Source organism: Planktothrix sp. PLAVEN19ND, from assembly GCF_057220675.1.
In genome coordinates this window covers 4,250,920-4,269,380 of sequence record NZ_CM170132.1, presented here as the reverse complement: position 1 = coordinate 4,269,380, position 18,461 = coordinate 4,250,920, and the positions used below count along the sequence as shown (strand labels likewise).

22 protein-coding genes are annotated in these 18,461 nt (G+C 37.8%); 9 read left to right on the top strand and 13 right to left on the bottom strand.

Features of this window, described 5'->3' with window-relative positions; translation table 11 throughout:
- Window positions 1-28: 28 nt before the first annotated feature.
- Window positions 29-640 carry a hypothetical protein gene (locus AC2D3N_RS18160; protein ID WP_484691716.1) on the bottom strand — a complete coding sequence of 204 codons (612 nt, stop codon included), beginning with the start codon at window positions 638-640 and terminating at the stop codon, window positions 29-31.
- A gap of 281 nt (window positions 641-921) precedes the next feature.
- Between AC2D3N_RS18160 and gloA2 the strand changes: the two genes are divergently transcribed.
- Window positions 922-1,308 carry an SMU1112c/YaeR family gloxylase I-like metalloprotein gene (gene gloA2 / locus AC2D3N_RS18155; RefSeq protein ID WP_079680925.1) on the top strand — a complete coding sequence of 129 codons (387 nt, stop codon included), beginning with the start codon at window positions 922-924 and terminating at the stop codon, window positions 1,306-1,308.
- Between the two features lie 89 nt (window positions 1,309-1,397).
- Here the strand turns inward: gloA2 and AC2D3N_RS18150 are convergent, their stop codons facing one another.
- Window positions 1,398-1,790 carry an alr0857 family protein gene (locus AC2D3N_RS18150; RefSeq protein ID WP_079680926.1) on the bottom strand — a complete coding sequence of 131 codons (393 nt, stop codon included), beginning with the start codon at window positions 1,788-1,790 and terminating at the stop codon, window positions 1,398-1,400.
- A gap of 562 nt (window positions 1,791-2,352) precedes the next feature.
- On the opposite strand from AC2D3N_RS18150, the gene AC2D3N_RS18145 reads away from it, so the two are divergent.
- From AC2D3N_RS18145 to AC2D3N_RS18135, 3 genes are all read left to right on the top strand, one after another.
- Window positions 2,353-2,691, top strand: coding sequence for a ribbon-helix-helix domain-containing protein (locus AC2D3N_RS18145; RefSeq protein WP_079680927.1), 339 nt, complete (start codon window positions 2,353-2,355; stop codon window positions 2,689-2,691).
- A 313-nt stretch (window positions 2,692-3,004) separates the two neighbouring features.
- Complete coding sequence (locus AC2D3N_RS18140; RefSeq protein WP_484691715.1) at window positions 3,005-4,150, top strand: ATP-binding protein; 1,146 nt, start codon at window positions 3,005-3,007, stop codon at window positions 4,148-4,150.
- Complete coding sequence (locus tag AC2D3N_RS18135; RefSeq protein ID WP_484691714.1) at window positions 4,137-6,821, top strand: PAS domain S-box protein; 2,685 nt, start codon at window positions 4,137-4,139, stop codon at window positions 6,819-6,821. Before AC2D3N_RS18140 ends, AC2D3N_RS18135 begins: the two co-directional genes overlap by 14 nt.
- A 90-nt stretch (window positions 6,822-6,911) precedes the next feature.
- Here AC2D3N_RS18135 and AC2D3N_RS18130 read toward each other — a convergent pair whose 3' ends face one another.
- The 3 genes from AC2D3N_RS18130 to AC2D3N_RS18120 all read right to left on the bottom strand — a co-directional run bounded on the left by AC2D3N_RS18130 (window position 6,912) and on the right by AC2D3N_RS18120 (window position 7,546).
- Entirely contained in the window at window positions 6,912-7,097 is a 186-nt protein-coding gene (locus tag AC2D3N_RS18130) for a type II toxin-antitoxin system HicB family antitoxin (protein ID WP_484691713.1), read from the bottom strand.
- Between the two features lie 112 nt (window positions 7,098-7,209).
- Window positions 7,210-7,500 (bottom strand): hypothetical protein, encoded by a 291-nt coding sequence (locus AC2D3N_RS18125; RefSeq protein WP_484691712.1) that lies wholly within the window; start codon window positions 7,498-7,500, stop codon window positions 7,210-7,212.
- Window positions 7,460-7,546: a DUF6972 family protein gene (locus AC2D3N_RS18120; protein WP_484693773.1), complete on the bottom strand. Its 87-nt coding sequence runs from the start codon at window positions 7,544-7,546 to the stop codon at window positions 7,460-7,462. Before AC2D3N_RS18120 ends, AC2D3N_RS18125 begins: the two co-directional genes overlap by 41 nt.
- Before the next feature lie 191 nt (window positions 7,547-7,737).
- Between AC2D3N_RS18120 and AC2D3N_RS18115 the strand changes: the two genes are divergently transcribed.
- Together AC2D3N_RS18115 and AC2D3N_RS18110 are read left to right on the top strand one after the other, a co-directional pair.
- A complete protein-coding gene (locus AC2D3N_RS18115; protein ID WP_484691711.1) occupies window positions 7,738-7,938 on the top strand; it encodes a hypothetical protein in 201 nt (66 codons plus the stop codon).
- Entirely contained in the window at window positions 7,929-8,330 is a 402-nt protein-coding gene (locus tag AC2D3N_RS18110; RefSeq protein WP_079680933.1) for a type II toxin-antitoxin system VapC family toxin, read from the top strand. The genes AC2D3N_RS18115 and AC2D3N_RS18110 overlap by 10 nt, the downstream gene beginning before the upstream one ends.
- A gap of 184 nt (window positions 8,331-8,514) precedes the next feature.
- On the opposite strand, the gene AC2D3N_RS18105 is transcribed toward AC2D3N_RS18110, so the two are convergent.
- From AC2D3N_RS18105 to AC2D3N_RS18095, 3 genes are all read right to left on the bottom strand, one after another.
- Window positions 8,515-8,688, bottom strand: a complete 174-nt coding sequence (locus AC2D3N_RS18105) for a type II toxin-antitoxin system HicB family antitoxin (RefSeq protein WP_484691710.1) — start codon at window positions 8,686-8,688, stop codon at window positions 8,515-8,517.
- A gap of 151 nt (window positions 8,689-8,839) precedes the next feature.
- Window positions 8,840-9,673 carry a CFI-box-CTERM domain-containing protein gene (locus AC2D3N_RS18100; protein WP_484691709.1) on the bottom strand — a complete coding sequence of 278 codons (834 nt, stop codon included), beginning with the start codon at window positions 9,671-9,673 and terminating at the stop codon, window positions 8,840-8,842.
- 253 nt (window positions 9,674-9,926) lie between these two features.
- Entirely contained in the window at window positions 9,927-10,106 is a 180-nt protein-coding gene (locus AC2D3N_RS18095) for a hypothetical protein (protein WP_484691708.1), read from the bottom strand.
- A gap of 219 nt (window positions 10,107-10,325) precedes the next feature.
- Here AC2D3N_RS18095 and AC2D3N_RS18090 point away from each other — a divergent pair, with 219 nt between their 5' ends.
- Window positions 10,326-11,699 (top strand): helix-turn-helix domain-containing protein, encoded by a 1,374-nt coding sequence (locus AC2D3N_RS18090; RefSeq protein WP_484691707.1) that lies wholly within the window; start codon window positions 10,326-10,328, stop codon window positions 11,697-11,699.
- A 29-nt stretch (window positions 11,700-11,728) separates the two neighbouring features.
- Here AC2D3N_RS18090 and AC2D3N_RS18085 read toward each other — a convergent pair whose 3' ends face one another.
- From AC2D3N_RS18085 to AC2D3N_RS18065, 5 genes are all read right to left on the bottom strand, one after another.
- Complete coding sequence (locus AC2D3N_RS18085; RefSeq protein ID WP_484691706.1) at window positions 11,729-13,834, bottom strand: protein kinase domain-containing protein; 2,106 nt, start codon at window positions 13,832-13,834, stop codon at window positions 11,729-11,731.
- A gap of 107 nt (window positions 13,835-13,941) precedes the next feature.
- A complete protein-coding gene (locus AC2D3N_RS18080; protein ID WP_234996797.1) occupies window positions 13,942-14,535 on the bottom strand; it encodes a hypothetical protein in 594 nt (197 codons plus the stop codon).
- 37 nt (window positions 14,536-14,572) lie between these two features.
- Window positions 14,573-15,787, bottom strand: a complete 1,215-nt coding sequence (locus AC2D3N_RS18075) for a phosphate/phosphite/phosphonate ABC transporter substrate-binding protein (RefSeq protein WP_079680938.1) — start codon at window positions 15,785-15,787, stop codon at window positions 14,573-14,575.
- A gap of 4 nt (window positions 15,788-15,791) precedes the next feature.
- Window positions 15,792-16,088: a DUF3593 domain-containing protein gene (locus tag AC2D3N_RS18070; RefSeq protein ID WP_079680939.1), complete on the bottom strand. Its 297-nt coding sequence runs from the start codon at window positions 16,086-16,088 to the stop codon at window positions 15,792-15,794.
- Window positions 16,089-16,142: 54 nt separating this feature from the next.
- A complete protein-coding gene (locus AC2D3N_RS18065) occupies window positions 16,143-16,448 on the bottom strand; it encodes a DUF2499 domain-containing protein (RefSeq protein WP_079680940.1) in 306 nt (101 codons plus the stop codon).
- A gap of 111 nt (window positions 16,449-16,559) precedes the next feature.
- Here AC2D3N_RS18065 and csaB point away from each other — a divergent pair, with 111 nt between their 5' ends.
- On the top strand, window positions 16,560-17,600 hold the full coding sequence (csaB, locus tag AC2D3N_RS18060) for a polysaccharide pyruvyl transferase CsaB (protein WP_484691705.1): 1,041 nt from the start codon (window positions 16,560-16,562) through the stop codon (window positions 17,598-17,600).
- A gap of 30 nt (window positions 17,601-17,630) precedes the next feature.
- Window positions 17,631-18,314 (top strand): tRNA (guanosine(46)-N7)-methyltransferase TrmB, encoded by a 684-nt coding sequence (gene trmB, locus AC2D3N_RS18055; RefSeq protein ID WP_484691704.1) that lies wholly within the window; start codon window positions 17,631-17,633, stop codon window positions 18,312-18,314.
- Window positions 18,315-18,461 lie beyond the last annotated feature (147 nt).

Sequence of the window (18,461 nt, the reverse complement as noted above, 5' to 3'; positions counted from 1 at the left end):
CAGAGAACACCCAAGGCGCGGCACTGGACTAGGCGGTGGCGTGGGCGAGTTCTTGCCACCGTTGATGCCAAAGTTCCATGGCGGTTTCCCCTTGGGGCAGGTCAGCAAATTCTTGACTTTGTTGTTTAAGTTCGGGGGCCAGGCGTTCTAAGGCATCAAAGCTATTGCAGTAACGCAAAACGGTTTTCCAGCCGTCGTGCCACTGTTGACCTGCTTGTTGACGTTCCCGCAGGGGTCTGAGACGTTCTTCTTCTTGGGCTTGACGTTGGGCTTCGAGTTTGAATTGTTGGGATTTTTGCGCCCAGGCGGAACGCCATGCTTCTAGGACGGAGGAGTCATACTGAGTTGGGTATTGCTTCACTTCTAAACTGAGCATTTCCCCCAGTTGATCTAAGTAGGGGCGATCGCTACAATTTTTAATCGCGTCTAACCCCGTTTCTTTCCAGAGGGGCAGGCGACGATAGCTGACAAAAATGGCTTTTTTCTGTTCAATTTTTACCCAAATTTGGTGTTGCCAGAATTCTAGGCGCTCAATGTTTCGAGGTGCGATACTCAGTAAGGTAGCAACTTCCAACCAAACACGGGCTAGGGGCCATTGACTCGGAACAATTACTCCAGCCTGAATTAAATTATGAGACATGGGCAAACACCTAGATTCTGCACGATGATTTTCCCTGACACTAGATATAGCGTCTTGATTGGGAATTATCAATAATTATACTCTATATTTGGAATTTAGTCTAGGTCTTGAGGAAGAAAAATTGCAGACCATGGCTAGACGGGGCCAAGATTGTAGCGACAAATACAGCAAGTTGGGTTGAAGCGTTTTTGAGTATAGACTTTAATAGAATAGCAGAAGTTAACACCATTGGCAAAGGCCCAAATTTTGGACGTCAGTGATTAGGGATTGTATCCAAAAGTATGAAAATTAATAAAATTCATCATATCGCCATTATTTGTTCTAATTATCAAAAATCTAAGGATTTTTATGTGAATCTTTTAGGGTTTGAAATTATTCAAGAAACCTTTAGAAAAGAACGAAATTCTTATAAATTAGATCTGCGAGTCGGAACCCAGGATCAGATTGAGTTATTTTCCTTTCTTGATCCTCCCCAACGGCCGAATCAACCGGAATCTTGTGGTTTAAGACATTTAGCATTTGAAGTGGATGATATCGATCAAAGCGTTAGGGATTTATTGGGAAAGGGGATTGAAGTAGAACCAATTCGTTTAGATGAAATTACAGGAAAACGATATACTTTTTTTCAAGACCCGGATCATTTGCCCTTGGAAATTTATCAAAAATAGGGAACACCGGAACAGGCAATAGGCAATAGGGAACATGGACTAATACCCAAATCTATCGGGTACATTCTTGCTGTTGTTCCCTACCCTAATTAATAATCCCGAACCACCGAAGCACTGCCATAGGCTTTTTGCCAGAGGTGATAGAGTAAAGATTCCGTGCGATCGCCTAAAACAGTCAGAAAAATTCCAGTTTCACCCTCTGGATCAACTGTGATCCAAGTTCCGGTTAAACTAACTTCTAAGGTTTCTGTATCCGCCAAACATAACGCGATCGCTTCTGACTGCTGTTGACGGACTGCCGCCTCCAACATCGAGAGGGCGGGTAAACCCACGGGTAAAAGAAATGAGGCTGAACTAGGCTGCACGACCATGGTTTGGCCGATTCGCATTGCCAACTTCACCCGCAGCGCCACCAGTTGCTCGGGAGATTGACTCAGGCGATCAAGATGAAAGGTTGTTTCGGTATAAGTTAACTTCAGCATGGATTAATCGATCCCTTTTCGCAAAAAGCAAGGGTTTATCAGGGGTTGAGGGTTAATTGTTAACGGTTAACACGAGAATTGGATCTGTCCGTTGGGCTGGTCATGGCTTGACTCCATTTACACTAATTAATACAAACACAAACACAAACACAAACACAAACCCCCGCCTCTTGTTCTGATGAGGAAGCGGGGGTTCAACCGAGTTGGGTTGAAGTTTGGGTACGGGTACAATTCATCTAAATTTGTACCTCCCGCTTCGTGAGTCGAATAAAAATGTTGAAATACTCAGAGGGTTAGGGTGAGCAGATATCGGGGTGGGGTCGGCTTTGAGTGGATCTCCATCACCCCCCCACGACTGGCCCCCATCGAGAGAAGTTCCGGTTTCATGAGGGCGGATGACTCCACTATAGGAGCCAGAACCCTTGAAACGATTGGAATTTTGCCAGAGTGGGGATAGGTTGATCACCAGAAAGCTAAACCTTAATTTAGATAGTTTTAATCTCACGTTATTTATACTACACTAATATTACACAAACGTCTAGTTTTTCAAGGAGAAAAAATTATGTATACCCTTCCTCGAACCTCAACAACCGATATGGAAGTCACCAGCATTCGCCTAGAACGGGATCTCAAAGAGAGATTAAAAGGACTAGCCAAGAACAAAGGCTATCAAGCATTGATTCGAGATATCCTTTGGAATTATGTCCAGCAAAAATCGGGAGATTATCGACCCTCCCTGACCAGAGAAGATATCCGCGCCCACATTTCCGCCATTGCCGAACAAGAGGAACGCTGCGTTTTAACAGGCAATATTATCCGACCCAAAGAAGCAATGTTTCTGGGACTAACGTTTCAAGGCGATATGGTTCCCCTGAGTGTGGAGAGTGTAGAAGGCCAGTAATCACCGAATCAGAGGTAAAGATTGCCTAGTCCCCCTAAATCAAAGAGGGGGATTTAGGGGTTTTTGGGTTAACTTGATCCCCCTATCTACCTCCTATATAGCAAGAGGCAATAGGGAATAGGCAATCTCGCTATAGGTAAATACTTACTGTGAGCAGCTTTTAGCTTTCAAGAATGTCCTAATAGATGTGGCGACTGCTATACCTCTATTCCTTTAGAATACTTTTTTTTCACAACTGGATTTGAGTAGATTATTCTGGAAAAGTCACCCTAAAAAGGCGAGACTTTAAATATAGATTTTGGGTAAAAACTTTATGTCAGATCATCAGGGTAATATTTTAATTGTTGATGACACCCCCGATAACTTAAGGCTGTTATCCAAAACTTTAAGTGAACAGGGGTATGAGGTTCAATGTGCTATTAATGGAAAATTAGCATTAATGGCTGTGCAGCATCAGCCACCGGATTTAATTTTATTAGATATTAAAATGCCGGAAATGAACGGGTATGAAGTATGTGAATGCTTAAAAATGCAGGAGGAAACGGCTGCCATCCCGGTAATTTTTTTAAGTGCTTTAGATGATGTTTTCGATAAAGTTAAAGCCTTTACTGTTGGGGGTGTGGATTATATTACTAAACCCTTTCAGATAGAAGAAGTTTTTGCTCGAATTGAAAATCAACTCATCATTCGCCGTTTACAAAGACAATTACAAGATAAAAATTTAAAACTAGAACAATTAAATCAAGAGTTACAGCGTTCCAATCAAGAGTTAGAGGAATTTGCCTATGTCGTTTCCCATGATTTACAGCAGCCGCTACAAACAATTACTGGATTTGCAGAACTGTTATTAGCCCTAAAATCCGAAATCAATTTAGAGGAGGAAGCAGAGGAATATGTTAGCCCAATTTTAGAAGAAGGGATTCGGATGCAAGAACTGATCCAAAACTTACTCGAATACAGTCGAGTGGGAACCAAAAAACGTAACTTTGAACCGACAGACTGTCAGGAAATTTTGAGAAAATCCTTAGGTCATTTGCATAGTGCTATTGAAGAAAGTCGTGCTATCATTGCTTCTGAAACTCTACCGACTCTCAAGGGAGATCGGATTCAACTCGGACAGTTATTTCAGAATTTAATTGGGAATGGGATTAAATATCAACGGCCTAATATTCAGCCTAAAATCGTAATTTCTGTTCAAGAAAAACCTGAAGAATGGTTATTTAGGGTTGAAGATAATGGCATAGGCATCAAACCCGAAAACTTTGATCGGATTTTTCAAGTCTTTCAGCGTCTTCACACCCATCAAGATTATCCAGGTAGTGGGGTAGGATTAGCCATTTGTAAAAAAATAGTTGAACGTCATCAAGGGAAAATTTGGTTAGAATCAGAATGGGGAACTGGAACCACATTCTATTTTACATTACCAAAATTAGATCAAGGTAATTATGAAAAACTCTAAAGGGTCAGAAACACCAGGATTAAAACAGCAACTCGAAGCAGAAATTAAAGCGCGTCAGCAACTGGAAATAGCACTCCAAGAAAGCCAGTCCCATTGGCGAGACCTATTCCATTTATCTCCGATTGGTATGGTGGAAATTTCCTTAGAGGGGCGTTTTTTGGAGGTGAATTGTTCCTTTTGCGAGTTTGTTGGTTACTCTAAAGCTGAATTGATGGAGTTTAAATTTAATCAGGTTACCCATCCTGATGATCAAAAAATTAGTTTGGAATCGTTTAATCAGTTAATTACTCAAAAAATATCACAATTTCAACTCGAAAAACGTTATCAACATAAACAAGGACATTGGGTTTATGCGATTGTCAATGGTTATTTGCGTTTAGATGCCCAGGGAAAACCTTATTCTGTGATGAGTCAAATTCAGAATATTACCCAACGTAAATTAGCCGAAGAAGATATTAAAGAACGGGAAGAATATTTACGTTTAATTATAAATAATATTCCCCAGCAAGTGTTTTGGAAAGACACCAATTTAGTCTTTAGAGGGTGTAATACAAATTGGGCAGAAGCCGCTCAGTTAGAAAGTCCAGAATATGTGATGGGAAAAACCGATCATGATTTATTTTCTGATCCTAAAATTGGAGACTTTTTTCGCGCCCAAGATCGGCGAGTAATGGCATCTAAACAAGCGGAAATGCACTTAATTGCCCCCAAACAAAAACTTTCTGCTGATGGCCGACAATTATGGTTAGATATTAGTCGGATTCCTATGCAGGATTCTGATGGAAATGTGATTGGAATTTTGGGAGTAATTGAAGATATTACGGAACGAAAAGAAATTAATGAAAAGTTGAGATTAACGCAATTTTCTATTGAAAAATCAAGGGATTATTTCTTATTTACAGATAGTAAGGCTCGTTTTTTTGATGTCAATGAAGCTGCTTGTAATGCTTTGGGATATTCCAGAGAAGAATTATTGAAAATGCGGGTTAAAGATATTGATGCTCAAGCCCTGGAGGATGCCTGGTCGATTTCTTGGGAGGAGTTAAAACAACAGGGTTCTTTTACCTTTGAATCTGTTCATTTAACCAAAACAGGTCAAGAAATTAGTGTGGAAATTACTTTGAGTTATTTAGAATATAATAATAAAGAATACGGTTGTGCAATTGTTCGGGATATTTGCGATCGCAAACAAGCTGAAATTGCCTTACAACAAGCTAAAGAAGCGGCGGAAACCGCAAATCGTGCCAAAAGTGAATTTCTCGCCCGCATGAGTCATGAATTGCGAACTCCGATGAATGCTATTTTAGGATTTACCCAACTAATAGAACGAGATTTAAAGCGAAATCCTAGGGTATTGTTAGCAGAACATCAAGAACATTTAGATATTATTGGTCGCAGTGGGGAACATCTGTTGAATTTAATTAATGATGTTTTAGAGATGTCTAAAATTGAAGCGGGACAAATTGTATTAAATCCCACTAAGTTTGATTTACCACGTCTCCTCGATTCGATTAAAGATATGTTAGCATTTAAAGCTAAATCTAAGGGTTTAGAGTTTAATATTATTTCTGATTTGGGTCTGGCTGAATATATTGAAACTGATGAAAGTAAATTACGACAGGTATTAATTAATTTATTAGGAAATTCGATTAAATTTACCGAAAAAGGCTTTATTACTTTAAAAGTTAAACCCTTAAATAATAAGATATCCCCAAATCAAATTTTAATTGGCTTTGAAATTGAAGATACTGGATCGGGAATTTCAGCAGAAGAATTAAAGTTACTATTCCAACCATTTATCCAAACTGAAACAGGCAGAAAATCTCAACAAGGAACTGGATTAGGTTTATCTATTAGTCAACAGTTTGTCCAATTAATGGGGGGAGAAATAACCGTTAATAGTGAAGTGGGAAAAGGCACAATATTTCAATTTTATATTCAAGCTAGTTTAGCTATTTTTTCCGATATTTGTTCTCAAGAATTTACCAGACGAGTCATCGGTTTAGCTTCTAACCAACCTAGCTATCGGATTTTAGTAGTTGATGATAATTGGACAAATAGACAGTTAGTTATTAAGGTTTTAAAACCCTTGGGATTTCAATTAAAAGAAGCAGAAAATGGTCAAGAAGCCATTACAATTTGGGAAAATTGGCAACCAGATTTAATTTTTATGGATATGCGAATGCCGATTATGAATGGCTATGAAGCGACCCAAAGGATTAAACAGCATTTACAAGCAGGTCAATCTACAGTAATTATTGCCTTAAGTGCTAGTGCTTTGCAACAGGATCAATTAGTATTTTTATCGGCGGGCTGTGATGATTTTATTCCCAAACCTTTCCGAGTTGATTGGTTATTTGAAAAAATCTCTCAATATTTAGGAGTTAGTTTTATTTATGAAGAAAATTTAGAGGATTTAGAAACCTCCCCTTTAGAATTAAATCATCTGGCAGAATTAACTCCAGAAGTGTTAGAATTATTGGCAAAACCGATTGTTCAAGAGTTATATCAAGCTGGACTAAAACTTAATTCTCGGTTAGTGGCTGAAGCGATTAAAAAGATTCCACCTTCTCAGGAGTCGATTGGTAAATTGTTAACTCAATTAGCCGATGATTTTCGGTATGATGTGATTATTGATTTAACCAAAGCGATCGCTATTTTGGAAAATTAATAGGTTATCATACTAGATATAGCAAGTCTAAATCCGTTGTACAAATAGCTAGAAATCCAAATAATCGTAGGGGCGAGGCGCGCCTCGCCCCTACACTAATCTTGGGGTTGTTTCTACTAAATGACATTCTTCAAGATAAAGTCTTGTCGCTTCTTTGAGATTAGCGATCGCTTCTTCTATGGTTGTGCCTTGGTCAACTGTTCCTACTTCTGGACACTCGGCTATGTACATATCATCTTCTCTATAAATTATGGCAGTTAAACTTTTAGTTTTCATCAATATTTTTAGGAAATGATTTTTATGTATTTAGCATATCTGATAATATCTAGTTTAGCAAATCGCTCTATCAACTGGGTTTTTCAATTAAAAAGTGCGATCGCTTTTGCTATCATTCGGGTTGACAAAAGCGACCTGTAACTCGTTCATATTCATCTTCTAGTAACCACATTTGGCTTTCTTCATAAGTCTCGCTGGTAAAAATAGTTTTATAGTTTTGTGCAGGATTTTGAATCGAAAATTTACCAGATTGTTCTTTAATTAACATCAAAATATAAGGGGGAGAAAGCCAAGGATCAACCCATATTTCCGCAAACTCCCATTCTAGTTCTGCGGTTTGGCTAAGTAGGATTGTTGGATTTTTAGAGTTTTGTTGTGCGTGGTTTGGTGCGAGGGATGACATGATATTTACCTGTGGTCTTTTTGATTTTTATTTCGCCATAATGCAATCGCAGTTCTAAAAAATCAAAGACCAATACTTGATAATTGATCTCAGTTATGCTATAATAATTCTAAGATGTTGATATTAATAAAGATAAAACAATTATTATTTTTATCTGACAATAATACTGCTAATCAAGGATTTGTTGAATGAATAATTAGAACTTGCTTTGTATATTTTTTCAACCTGGGAGGATTTATGATAATCGATCAAATCATGCAAGAACTCCAAGATATCCCGGAAGATAAACTAGCAGAAATTTATAACATGATTCAGGATTTTCGTTTAGGGTTAAATCCTGAAAACTCCCAACCTCGTATCCCTGGACTCCTCACCGGAAAACTGGGGGACGCATTCTTTGAACCCCTACCCGAAGATGAACTCCAGCAATGGGAATAAGCTACCTCCTTGACACTCATATTCTCCTCTGGTGGCTTTTTAATGACCTCAAACTTAACAAAGAATGCCGAGATATCATTGGCCATCCGAACCATAACATTTTAGTTAGCAGTGTTTCCGCTTGGGAAATTGCTACCAAATACCGTATTGGGAAACTGCCTGAAGCTAAATTTCTGGTTGAGCATTATCAGGACATATTACACCAAGCCAAGTTCAACGAGCTTACCATCACGATCGCTCATGGTCTGAGAGCCGGAAACTTGCCTATTTTACACCGAGATCCGTTTGACCGGATGCTGATGGCTCAAGCTGAACTAGAAAAACTGCCTATTATCACTTACGATCAGGCTTTTCAGACGGGGTTAATTGAGGTAATTCCCTCTCCCAATTAAAAACTATGAGGGAAACCGAAGGAATTGGGTATTTTCGTTTTGATTTTTATTTCGCCATAATGGAGAGGAATTTTAGTTCCATCTAATTTTTTTTAGGATATACCCAATTTGTTCTGCAAAAAATAATCCCTTGTACAAATAGCTGTAAATCCAAATAATCGTAGGGGCGAGGCGCGCCTCGCCCCTACACAATTATTAAAGGAGATTCTTCAAGATAAAGTCTTGTAGCTTCTTTGAGATTAGCGATCGCTTCTTCTATGGTCGCGCCTTGGTCAACTGTTCCTACTTCTGGACACTCGGCTATGTACTTATTATCTTCTCTGTAAATTATGGCAGTTAAACTTTTAGTTTTCATCAATATTTTTAGGAAATGATGTTATGTATTTAGCATATCTGATAGTATCTAGTTTAGCAAATCGCTCTATCAATATCTTTGATCGCATTTCTGGGAAATAAAAGAGCGATCGCAGTTTTGGAAAACTAGCACCGACTATCAACTGGTTTCTCAATTAATTTCTTGTAATTCCTTGATTTCTCATCCACGTCGCTAAACGTTCTAGTTGCCGTCTAACAAATCTCTTAATTCCTGGTTTTTGGTTGATATATTCAGCAACACTAGGACTTAATTGATAGTACATTTCAACCAATTTATTTCCTATCCAATTAGTTAACAATTTTTTATCTCTAAAAGCACGAAATGTATCTAAGTCAGGGTGTATTGGAGTCGAATAAGCTGCCGTTGCAATGAAGCAACCTGATGATGATTTTTTCTCTAAAACTAGAGGAAACTTAGGCTTTCCATTTTCAAACTCATAACCACTTATGAATCCTAATGTGTCTCTAATATCTTGCAAAATAGGATCTTCTTCTTCTTTATAAGAAATCTTTTGAATTTCATCTAAAGAATATTGATTACCCTCTGCCTGGTTTGAATAGATTATCCAATCAACACCCATTGGATCAGCCATATTGCGCTTTTGCTTGAGTATATCATTATATTGTTTTATTTCATCTACTGTAAAAATTTCTTCATATTCAGCCAATTTCTCTTCTATTTTCTTGAGTTGTAAAGCAAGATAGATTCTTGTCTTCTTATTTTGAGCAACATCCATTATGAATTTTAGAGTCGAATACAACTCGAAAAGTCTTGCTACATGGAATTCCTTTAAATTACGAGGAGATGACCAAAAGTTGTATAGATCACGAATAGCCTGCAAGGCATCAACATATTCTTGTTCACATTTATCGTGTTCTTCTTGATCAAAATAGTATGATCCTCTATCCATCGATTTTTTTAATGCTGCTATAGCTTCGTCATAACTGTTATAAGACTTGTATGGCATAATGACTCCTTTTTTTGCATTGATGTGTTGATTTTATCAAAAATTTTTGTAGAATTGCTACTCAAACTCGTTGCTCACCAATTTCGTGATTCTTGTCAAGATTGCAGAGCTACTTTCTTTATCCAATCTGCTTTTTAACTATCCTTTTTGTCTCTCCAAAGGAATGAAAAAAATAAGGTGACTAATTGAGCAATAGTTCACCGTAGATAAATGCTTCTGGGTTTAATTGTGCGAGTTATTGATTTTTCATTTCTTATTTCTTTGGCCCTTTAGTTACGGCATAATAGTCTCCTTTTTTTAAGGCTTCCTCCTTAGTTCTTGCTTTACCAGCGTATTCACTAGCGACGTAAACATCGCCAGTTTTATCATCCCAAAAACAGTAATATTCAGAACCAGTTGCCGTTTTAACTGTTCCGATTTTTTGTTGTGCCATGTTTATTAATCACCTCAATCGTATTAAGTTTTTATTGTTAGTTATTATCTGACTTTAATTTCTATATTGCAACCCCGAAAAAAGGGGATTTAGGGGGATATTTATTAATGGTCAAAACCTAAAAAAAACTAGAAAATGTGGGATTTTGTGTTTAAAAAGGGGAAAATGTGGGATAATGTGAGGTACGATTAGCCAGAACTACAACCCAATTGAACAGCTATGGAGATTCAAGAAGCCTTGAAGTGGACGGATGACCTAATTTTTGCCAAGACAGGAAAGCATCTGGACTCACTGCAACGGGCTATTTTGGAGGGTACATGGGAATTTCGAGGATACAAGGATATCGCTGATAACTATCACTGTAGTCCTGATCATGTTAGGAAAATGGCATCAGAATTATGGGAACTTCTCTCTGATCTCTTTGGAGAAGATGTAAAAAAAAAGAATGTTCGGTCTCTTGTGGAAAATAGAGTATTTTCTTATTTTAATAATGGGGTGCAAATTGGTAATAACATAAATGTCTGTAGCGATTTATATAATAATCCCAAAACCACAAAAGAACGATCACACTCTTCTAACAAAGAATCTCAACCCCGCCACGACCTCAGCGAAGCCCCAGAATACGATAATTTCCTCTACAACCGCACCGACGAACTCACTACCCTTAAACAATGGATACTCACAGAAAATAGCCGTATTGTTACTATAACCGGATTATCAGGTATGGGTAAAACAACCCTCGCGAGACAACTGGTAGAACAAATCAGAGATAACTTTGATTGCATCCTGTGGCGAACTCATCGCAAATTTCCTACCCTCAACGCCCTCAAAGCCAACCTGATCGAGTTTTTCTCCCCAACTCACAAGAGCGAAAATCCATCAATTATCAACTATTTACAGTCCCGCCATTCCATCCTAGATGATTTGCGATCGCACCGTTGCTTAATTATCCTCGACGACTTCCAAGACACCTTAACCCCCCGTCAATTCGTCGGAAATTATCTCCCCGGATATGAAAACTATGGTAAACTCATAACCGAAATTGGCCGATCTGCCCATAATAGCTGTCTGCTCCTGCTCAGTTGGGAACAACCCATTGAAATCGCCAACCTAGAAACCGAAAACCGCTATTGTAAAACCCTACAACTCCGAGGTTTAGGCGAATCAGCTACCCAACTCCTAGGGGATAGAAAACTCAAAGATCAACACAAATGGCCCGAACTGATTCAACTTTATAGTGGCAACCCCCTCTGGTTAAATATTATTGCTTCTACGATAAAAGATTTATTTAATGACAGTGTTGAGCAATTTTTATCCTATAAAAGTATATTTTTAGGAGACTTAGAACCTCTAATTAAACAACATTATCAACGGTTATCCGAATCTGAACAACTTCTGATGTTGTGGTTAGCAAACCAAGATAAAACGGTAGATATTTTGAGTAAACCGACAGAACTTTCATCTGATAACGATTTTTTCAGAGCTATACAATCTTTGAAAAAACGGGGTTTAATTCAACAAGCGAGGAATAATAAAGAATCTTACTTGAGTCTTCAACCTGTGATTAAAGAATATATGAAAAGTCAATCTTAGTGAGTGTTAAAGCACAACAAAAACGGTGGCTATATATTGAATTGCCAAACTAAGATTTGATTATCTTTTCCACAACAAATAAACCGTTGATTATCGGGACTAAAAATGATAGGAGGATACCCTTCTAAACGACTTGATAAAATTCCTAAATGCTGCGGTTGACTAATATCCCAAAGATAAATTGTTCCATCACCACTACTACTAGCTAACCATTTACCATCGGGACTCACCGCAACAGATGAAACCAAATCTGAGTGTTCGGTGAGGGTTTTAATTAATTCTCCGGTGTTTAAATTCCATAATTTGACGGTATGATCGGCACTTCCACTAACTAATAAAGGTTGAGTCGGACTAACAACAATTGAACAAACTTGATCTAAATGTCCGGTTAGGGTTTGTAGACTTTTTAAGTGACTCAATTGCCAAATTTTAATCGTACTATCTCTACTTGCACTGACAAATAAACTATGATTATGACAACTATTGGTTGGTACAGATAAGCATTGATTGTGAACCGAATTATCAATAAATTGCACCGATAAAACAGCGTCTAAATGTTCAGAGTAACGATAGAGTAATTCGCCATTTCTTTGATTCCAAAGTTTAATACTATGGTCTTCGCTACCACTAGCAATAATACAACCATCGGGACTATAAGCAACACTATAAACAGCACCACAACGATGACTGTAGGGGGAACCGGAATGGCTAAAAAATCGGTCGGCGATCGCTCTTTTATCCAAATTCCAAGCAATTAAAGTTCTGTCTAAACTCCCACTAACTAATTTACGACCGTTGGGACTAATTGCAACGGAAGTAATGGCGGCTTCGTGACCAATTAATCGATGCAATAATTGTCCGGTTTTTAAATTCCATATTATTAAGGTTTTGTCCTGACTTCCACTAACTAAAATATATCCATTAGGGCTAATTGCTAAGGCTTTAACGGTGTCTTTATGACCGGATAGAGTGTTAATATATTCTGGGAAAATATCAGGTAATTGGGATTTTGATTGAGTTTGAGAGATGAATTTTGACTGTAATAAGGGCAGATTTAGAGTGGCGATTAAACTAGAATTTTGTTCTAACAATAAAGAATTATGGGATAATAAGGGTATGGGATCAGCCTTAAAAAACAGATGATTTTGAGAAAATAAATTAGAAGTAACCGCTTGTAACTCAGTGGCTATAATAATGTTTAAAGGTGACGGTGGCGGGATAGGAATATTAACCGCAGGTGGAATTACGGGTTTTGCTGCTAAATCCCGCAAAACTTCTTCAACGGTTTGATAACGTTCTCTAACTAAATCCTTGAGTAATTTATCTAATATTCTAGTTAATTTTTTACTGAGGGTTTTATTAATATTTTTTAGGTGCGATCGCCAAATCAATTCACCTGTAAATGGATCAAATAATTGATTAGGGGGAATTTGAGTGAGTAAATGAATACAAGTCATTCCTAAACTATATAAATCACTGGCGGGATAGGCTTTTCCTCCTCTTATTTGTTCTAAAGGTGCATAACCAATGGTTCCAGCTAAGGTTCCTGTTTGGGCTTGAACTAAATTGAGGCTGTGTTTGGCAATGCCAAAGTCTACTAAAACCAATTTTTTATCGGTTTTTCTTCTAATAATATTATCTGGTTTTATATCTCGATGAATGATATGATGTTGATGAATAAATTGTAAAATCAGTAAAATATCTTCTAAAAGTTTAATGATTTTATTTTCACTAAAAGCCCCGGTTTCATTTAATTCTTGAAGTAAATTTTCTCCGGGAACCCATTCTTCAATTAAATAGAGGTGTTGTTCTTGTTCAAAATAGGCATATAAGCAGGGAATTTGAGAATGAGTGCCTAATTCTTGCAGACGTAATGCTTCTTGATTAAAGTGTTCAATTGCTTGTTTAACTAAAGAAATTTTATGAGATTGGGCAGAGAATTGTTTAATAATACAGGGGGTATTTAACCTATCTAAATCAACAGCTAAAAATGTGCGACTCATGCCGCCGCCTCCGATTTCCTCTACAGGACGATAACGCTCTTTTAAGAGTAAAGTTGTGCCACAGGTTTGACAAACCGTTATCCTCGATGGGTTTTGAGGATTCCGACAATAAGGATTTAAACAATAACTCATCGGATTTGGTATAGATACCGATAGTTTTAGGGTATTACATTAGAATAACTTAACAAATTAAAATCAATCCCAATCTTAATAATAATTTAGTTTTTGGGTTAAGCAAGCTAATGTAAATCCGCCTCCCAAATCCCAATATAAATTCGATCATATTGATCTCGTTGAATAATTCCTTTGAGTGAATCAACAGCAAAAGAATAATCTTTAGATTGACGGTTATAAACGCTTTTCAAACCTAATTCCAAGGTAGAATTTAAGCGACAACCGGACATACTATTGAGAGTAATTAAAATAGTTTTTAAATCAACTTCTTGAGAAAAAGCTGCTTCTGTTTGTCGCAATTTACGCGATTTTTTGTCAAACAAAAAACCCAGACTAACACGGTTAGGAATTAAATGATAAAAAACAGCTTGGGTATTCGGCCAATACCCAGTTTCTATTTTTGCGGGAGTCCCAAACATCTGAAAGATTTGATTTTGATCAATACCCGGTCTAAACCCAGGAATTCCGTAGCCAGAAGGAAGTTCACTGCATTGGTCAAGGTCTATGTTCGGAGGTTGTATAGGAGTAATTTTAGGGATAGAAAAATCGGGAATAATCGTAGCTACAATCTGTTGATTTTCTTGCGAAGCAAAACCGACTGTGGATGGATGAAAACTTTCTGGAGTGAAAACAATAGGTAATAAACCTATTAAAAACAATTTAAGAATAATAGTTGACCTCCGGCTAGATAATTTTTTAATTTAAAACACTGATTTGATTGGAGTCAGTAATAATAATTTTATCAATTTTATTAGATTCTTGTTCTGGAATAACTCCTCTAATTACAATAGTTTTATTTTGTAAATTTAACCCACTTCCTGCATTGGGAATCTGATTCAAAATTTTAGGATTCAGAAAAACATAATAAATCTTTTGATCTTTGGTTTGTAAGGTTAATCGAGTCATTTGATTTTCTACTCTGGTTAAACCATTAACAATTCCTCTAATCTGATTAGATTTTGTTGTCAAAGACTCTGAAATAGTAGAAGTTGCTGGAGAACAAAAAAAGTTAACCGGATTTTGAGTAAAATCCGCACATTTTAATACTTCTTCTGCTCTCTGACTAATTTGGATAAAGTAGGAAAAATCCGGTTCTTCATCAACACCATAATTCGCTTTTTTTTTGATATTTGTAGGAGCATTAACTAACGCTTGGGTAATAGCTTTTTGGTCATTATTTGACAAATTAGGAGAAAGATATACCCCTGACCCTGGAATATTTCTACTAATCTGAATTACCCTAAAATTAGGATCATTTTTAACCGCTTCATAGGATGCCGCACCGACATCCGCTTTCCCGGTTTTAACTAATTCTTGAATCACTTCCCCCCTATGTCCCATGGTTACCCGTAGAGATTTACCAAATAAATCATAACTAGGCATATAAAAACTAGAAGCAGAGTTAAAATCTCCCAAAGCAATAACGGTGGTATTTTGAAAATCAGAAATAGACTGAATTGGACTATTTTTTTCAACAAATAATGCCGATTGATAATAGGGTGAAGACTGGGGAAACATTCGCGCTACCCAGACATATCCATTATCTTTAGCAGCCACAGAAATCATCGGGGAAAGGGTAAAAGCAATATCCCATTTTTGAGTGGCAAGTTTGTTTTTTACCTCTTGATAAGATTCCCTGAGTTTACTATCAATATTAATAGTAATTTGATCACCAAACTGTTGTTTTAAATATTCAACTAATGGGGTATAATCATCTGATTTTCCTAAAATTCCAATGGTTAGAGAATTTGTCTCTAAACGGTTTATTGGTTTTTTAGCTTCCGAAATAACCCCTGGAATTAAACCAGTTTTGGGATTGACAAAAAGATAAACCATAATGCCAAATAAAGATAAACTCAAGATGGCACTTATGGTTAAAATAAAAGCCTGGTTAGTTTTAGGAGAACTCATTTTTTTATTCTTGCGAGGATTGTTTTTCAATTACCGCTTGGCGAAATCCTAAAACCAGTAAAATATTAGCTAAGGTTAAAAAGACTTCCGCCCCGCCATGCAACCAATCAATATTAGCTAAAGATTCCCCATAGGCAACTTTAGCGTAAATTCCCGCCGGAATTGTTACCGCTACAAATACTAATGTTCCATAGAATCCAATTAAAGCTAAACGGGGCATTTGTCCAGAACGGGTTAAAAACCACAAAAACCCTAAATAGGGAAATAGAGAAATCGCAAATAAAGTATCTTTTGAAAACATTGTTTTTTAAAAGTTAGAGGGAATCAAATGTTGTGTAGAATCAAGCTAAATACCTTAATTTTTAACGGAATTTGCATTCCGCCAAATCCACCAAGCCGCCAGACAAAGGGTCGTATTTCCTACCACAGTCATCGCTGCTTGTAAGGTAACTAACCATTCTAAGGAGGCAGGATTATCAAAATAATGCCAGGTACAGGCACACATGGCGCTGACCAAAGATGGTAACATAGCGAAGGAAAGACCCCACCAAGCTCGATTTTGAGTCACTTCTCCATAAATCCAGATGAACCAAATCGCAACAATCCACTCAATCACACTTGAAATATGAATTACCCAGGTCGGAATCGATAAAGCGTGCATAATTTAACAATCGATAACAGAAAGTTCATTAATATTTTGGTCTGATATTTATGTTAATTTAATTAGCGTACAATCTAATATTAATATTGGTAACTGGAGAAACGGGAGGCCATGCAACGGGTAATTTGTAGTGGATATTATGGAAAGGGGAATGGGGGGGATGAGGCTTTGTTAGCGTCGCTATTACAAATGCTACCGCCTACGGTTGAACCAATTATCTTGTCGGGAAACCCTAGCCAAACCCAAAACCATTATCAGGTGGAAGCCTGCGACCGCATGAATGGGATGGAAGTTCTCAACGCCCTGCGCCGCGCCGATGCTTTGATTTGGGGTGGGGGTAGCCTAATCCAAGATGTGACCAGTGCCATCAGTCCTTTTTATTATGGTGGATTGATGGGATTAGCGCAACGGATGGGACTCACAACTATTGCCTGGGCGCAAGGTATTGGCCCCTTGAACCGTTCTGTTTCTCGATGGCTGGCAAAAAAAACCTTTTCCGGCTGTAGTGCTGTGAGCGTGCGGGACGTGGGTTCTGCGAGGTTATTATCCAACTGGAATATTCCCTTTTCTCTGGCTCCTGATCCGGTTTGGGCCTTGGAATCTCGACCCGTAGCCGGGTTGTGGAATTTACCCGCCCCCCGAGTCGCCCTAACTTTGCGACCTCACGCCCAATTGACCCCCCAACGGTTATCATTAATTGCCAGAGCCTTAGTCTCGTTTCAAAAAGCCACCCAAACCTTTATTTTATTAATTCCGTTTCAACCCATTCAGGATTTAGCGATCGCCGAAACTTTACATCAAGCCCTACCCGAAAATAGTCAAGTCCTGCTCTTAGAAGATCCGCGACAATTAAAAGGAGTCTTTCGAGGGGTAGAATTTTTGATTGGAATGCGATTTCATAGTTTAATTATGGCAGCAACAGAACAATGTCGCTGTTTTGCCTTGAGTTATGATCCTAAAGTTAGCCGTTTAATGGAAGAATTAGAATTACCCGGATGGGAAATTGATCAACTCCCAGAAGATCCTAACTTAATCAGTAAAATCTGGATTGATTGTTATGCGAATAATCAACCCTTTTCCCAGGGAAAAATCGAGTTTTTTGTAGATCGGGCAAAAGTTCATAAAGAACTACTCTACTCCCAATTTCACTAAATCCTATTGTTCAATTTACAGTAATTATTTATGCCCCGCGTCCGAGTTCGTCAACACGTTAATCCCCTAAGTCAAAAATATAAATACCCGGTGATTCCGCCTGACTGGTCAAGGATTTATGCTAATCCTAACCAACCCATTCATTTAGATATTGGCTGCGCTAGAGGTCAATTTTTATGGGAATTTGCCCAATTAGAACCACAATGGAATTATTTGGGATTAGAAATTCGAGAATCCTTAGTTGAGGAAGCTAATATGATCCGAGATCAACTGGGATTAACGAATTTACATTATTTATTTTGTAATGCTAATACTTCAATTCAACCAATTTTAGCATCCCTACCTCCAGGAGTTTTAAAACGAGTCAGTATTCAATTTCCCGACCCTTGGTTTAAAAAACGTCATCAAAAACGCCGAGTTGTTCAACCAGAATTAGTGAATAATTTAGCTAATTATTTAGCAGCAGGAACAGAGGTTTTTGTCCAATCTGATATACAAGATGTGGCCGTGGAAATGTGCGATCGCTTTTCGGAACATCCCGCTTTTCATCGTACCCAAAACGACTGGTTAACGGAAAATCCCCTTCCCCTGGCCACGGAAAGAGAACAATCAACCATAGACAGAAATGAACCCGTTTATCGGGCTTTATTTATAGCGGGGAACAGGGAACAGGGAACGGGGAACAGGGGGGAAAGGACTTGTTTGCTGGATTAGTCCTTGTTGTAACTGTGCTTGCCCGACTGCTCTATCAAAACCTCTGATTAAAACAACAGAGGAGAAACATTCAGACTTGTAATTTTTGCCTGAATACTTCTCCTCCAATTCTCGATTTTAGACCCTAAATTTCGAGCAATTTTAGGG

Coding starts and splice junctions, on each gene's coding strand:
- AC2D3N_RS18160 (WP_484691716.1), bottom strand. CDS start 640: ATGTCTCATAATTTAATTCAGGCTGGAGTAATTGTTCCGAGTCAATGG.
- gloA2 (WP_079680925.1), top strand. CDS start 922: ATGAAAATTAATAAAATTCATCATATCGCCATTATTTGTTCTAATTAT.
- AC2D3N_RS18150 (WP_079680926.1), bottom strand. CDS start 1,790: ATGCTGAAGTTAACTTATACCGAAACAACCTTTCATCTTGATCGCCTG.
- AC2D3N_RS18145 (WP_079680927.1), top strand. CDS start 2,353: ATGTATACCCTTCCTCGAACCTCAACAACCGATATGGAAGTCACCAGC.
- AC2D3N_RS18140 (WP_484691715.1), top strand. CDS start 3,005: ATGTCAGATCATCAGGGTAATATTTTAATTGTTGATGACACCCCCGAT.
- AC2D3N_RS18135 (WP_484691714.1), top strand. CDS start 4,137: ATGAAAAACTCTAAAGGGTCAGAAACACCAGGATTAAAACAGCAACTC.
- AC2D3N_RS18130 (WP_484691713.1), bottom strand. CDS start 7,097: ATGAAAACTAAAAGTTTAACTGCCATAATTTATAGAGAAGATGATATG.
- AC2D3N_RS18125 (WP_484691712.1), bottom strand. CDS start 7,500: ATGTCATCCCTCGCACCAAACCACGCACAACAAAACTCTAAAAATCCA.
- AC2D3N_RS18115 (WP_484691711.1), top strand. CDS start 7,738: ATGATAATCGATCAAATCATGCAAGAACTCCAAGATATCCCGGAAGAT.
- AC2D3N_RS18110 (WP_079680933.1), top strand. CDS start 7,929: ATGGGAATAAGCTACCTCCTTGACACTCATATTCTCCTCTGGTGGCTT.
- AC2D3N_RS18100 (WP_484691709.1), bottom strand. CDS start 9,673: ATGCCATACAAGTCTTATAACAGTTATGACGAAGCTATAGCAGCATTA.
- AC2D3N_RS18095 (WP_484691708.1), bottom strand. CDS start 10,106: ATGGCACAACAAAAAATCGGAACAGTTAAAACGGCAACTGGTTCTGAA.
- AC2D3N_RS18090 (WP_484691707.1), top strand. CDS start 10,326: ATGGAGATTCAAGAAGCCTTGAAGTGGACGGATGACCTAATTTTTGCC.
- AC2D3N_RS18085 (WP_484691706.1), bottom strand. CDS start 13,834: ATGAGTTATTGTTTAAATCCTTATTGTCGGAATCCTCAAAACCCATCG.
- AC2D3N_RS18075 (WP_079680938.1), bottom strand. CDS start 15,787: ATGAGTTCTCCTAAAACTAACCAGGCTTTTATTTTAACCATAAGTGCC.
- AC2D3N_RS18070 (WP_079680939.1), bottom strand. CDS start 16,088: ATGTTTTCAAAAGATACTTTATTTGCGATTTCTCTATTTCCCTATTTA.
- AC2D3N_RS18065 (WP_079680940.1), bottom strand. CDS start 16,448: ATGCACGCTTTATCGATTCCGACCTGGGTAATTCATATTTCAAGTGTG.
- csaB (WP_484691705.1), top strand. CDS start 16,560: ATGCAACGGGTAATTTGTAGTGGATATTATGGAAAGGGGAATGGGGGG.
- trmB (WP_484691704.1), top strand. CDS start 17,631: ATGCCCCGCGTCCGAGTTCGTCAACACGTTAATCCCCTAAGTCAAAAA.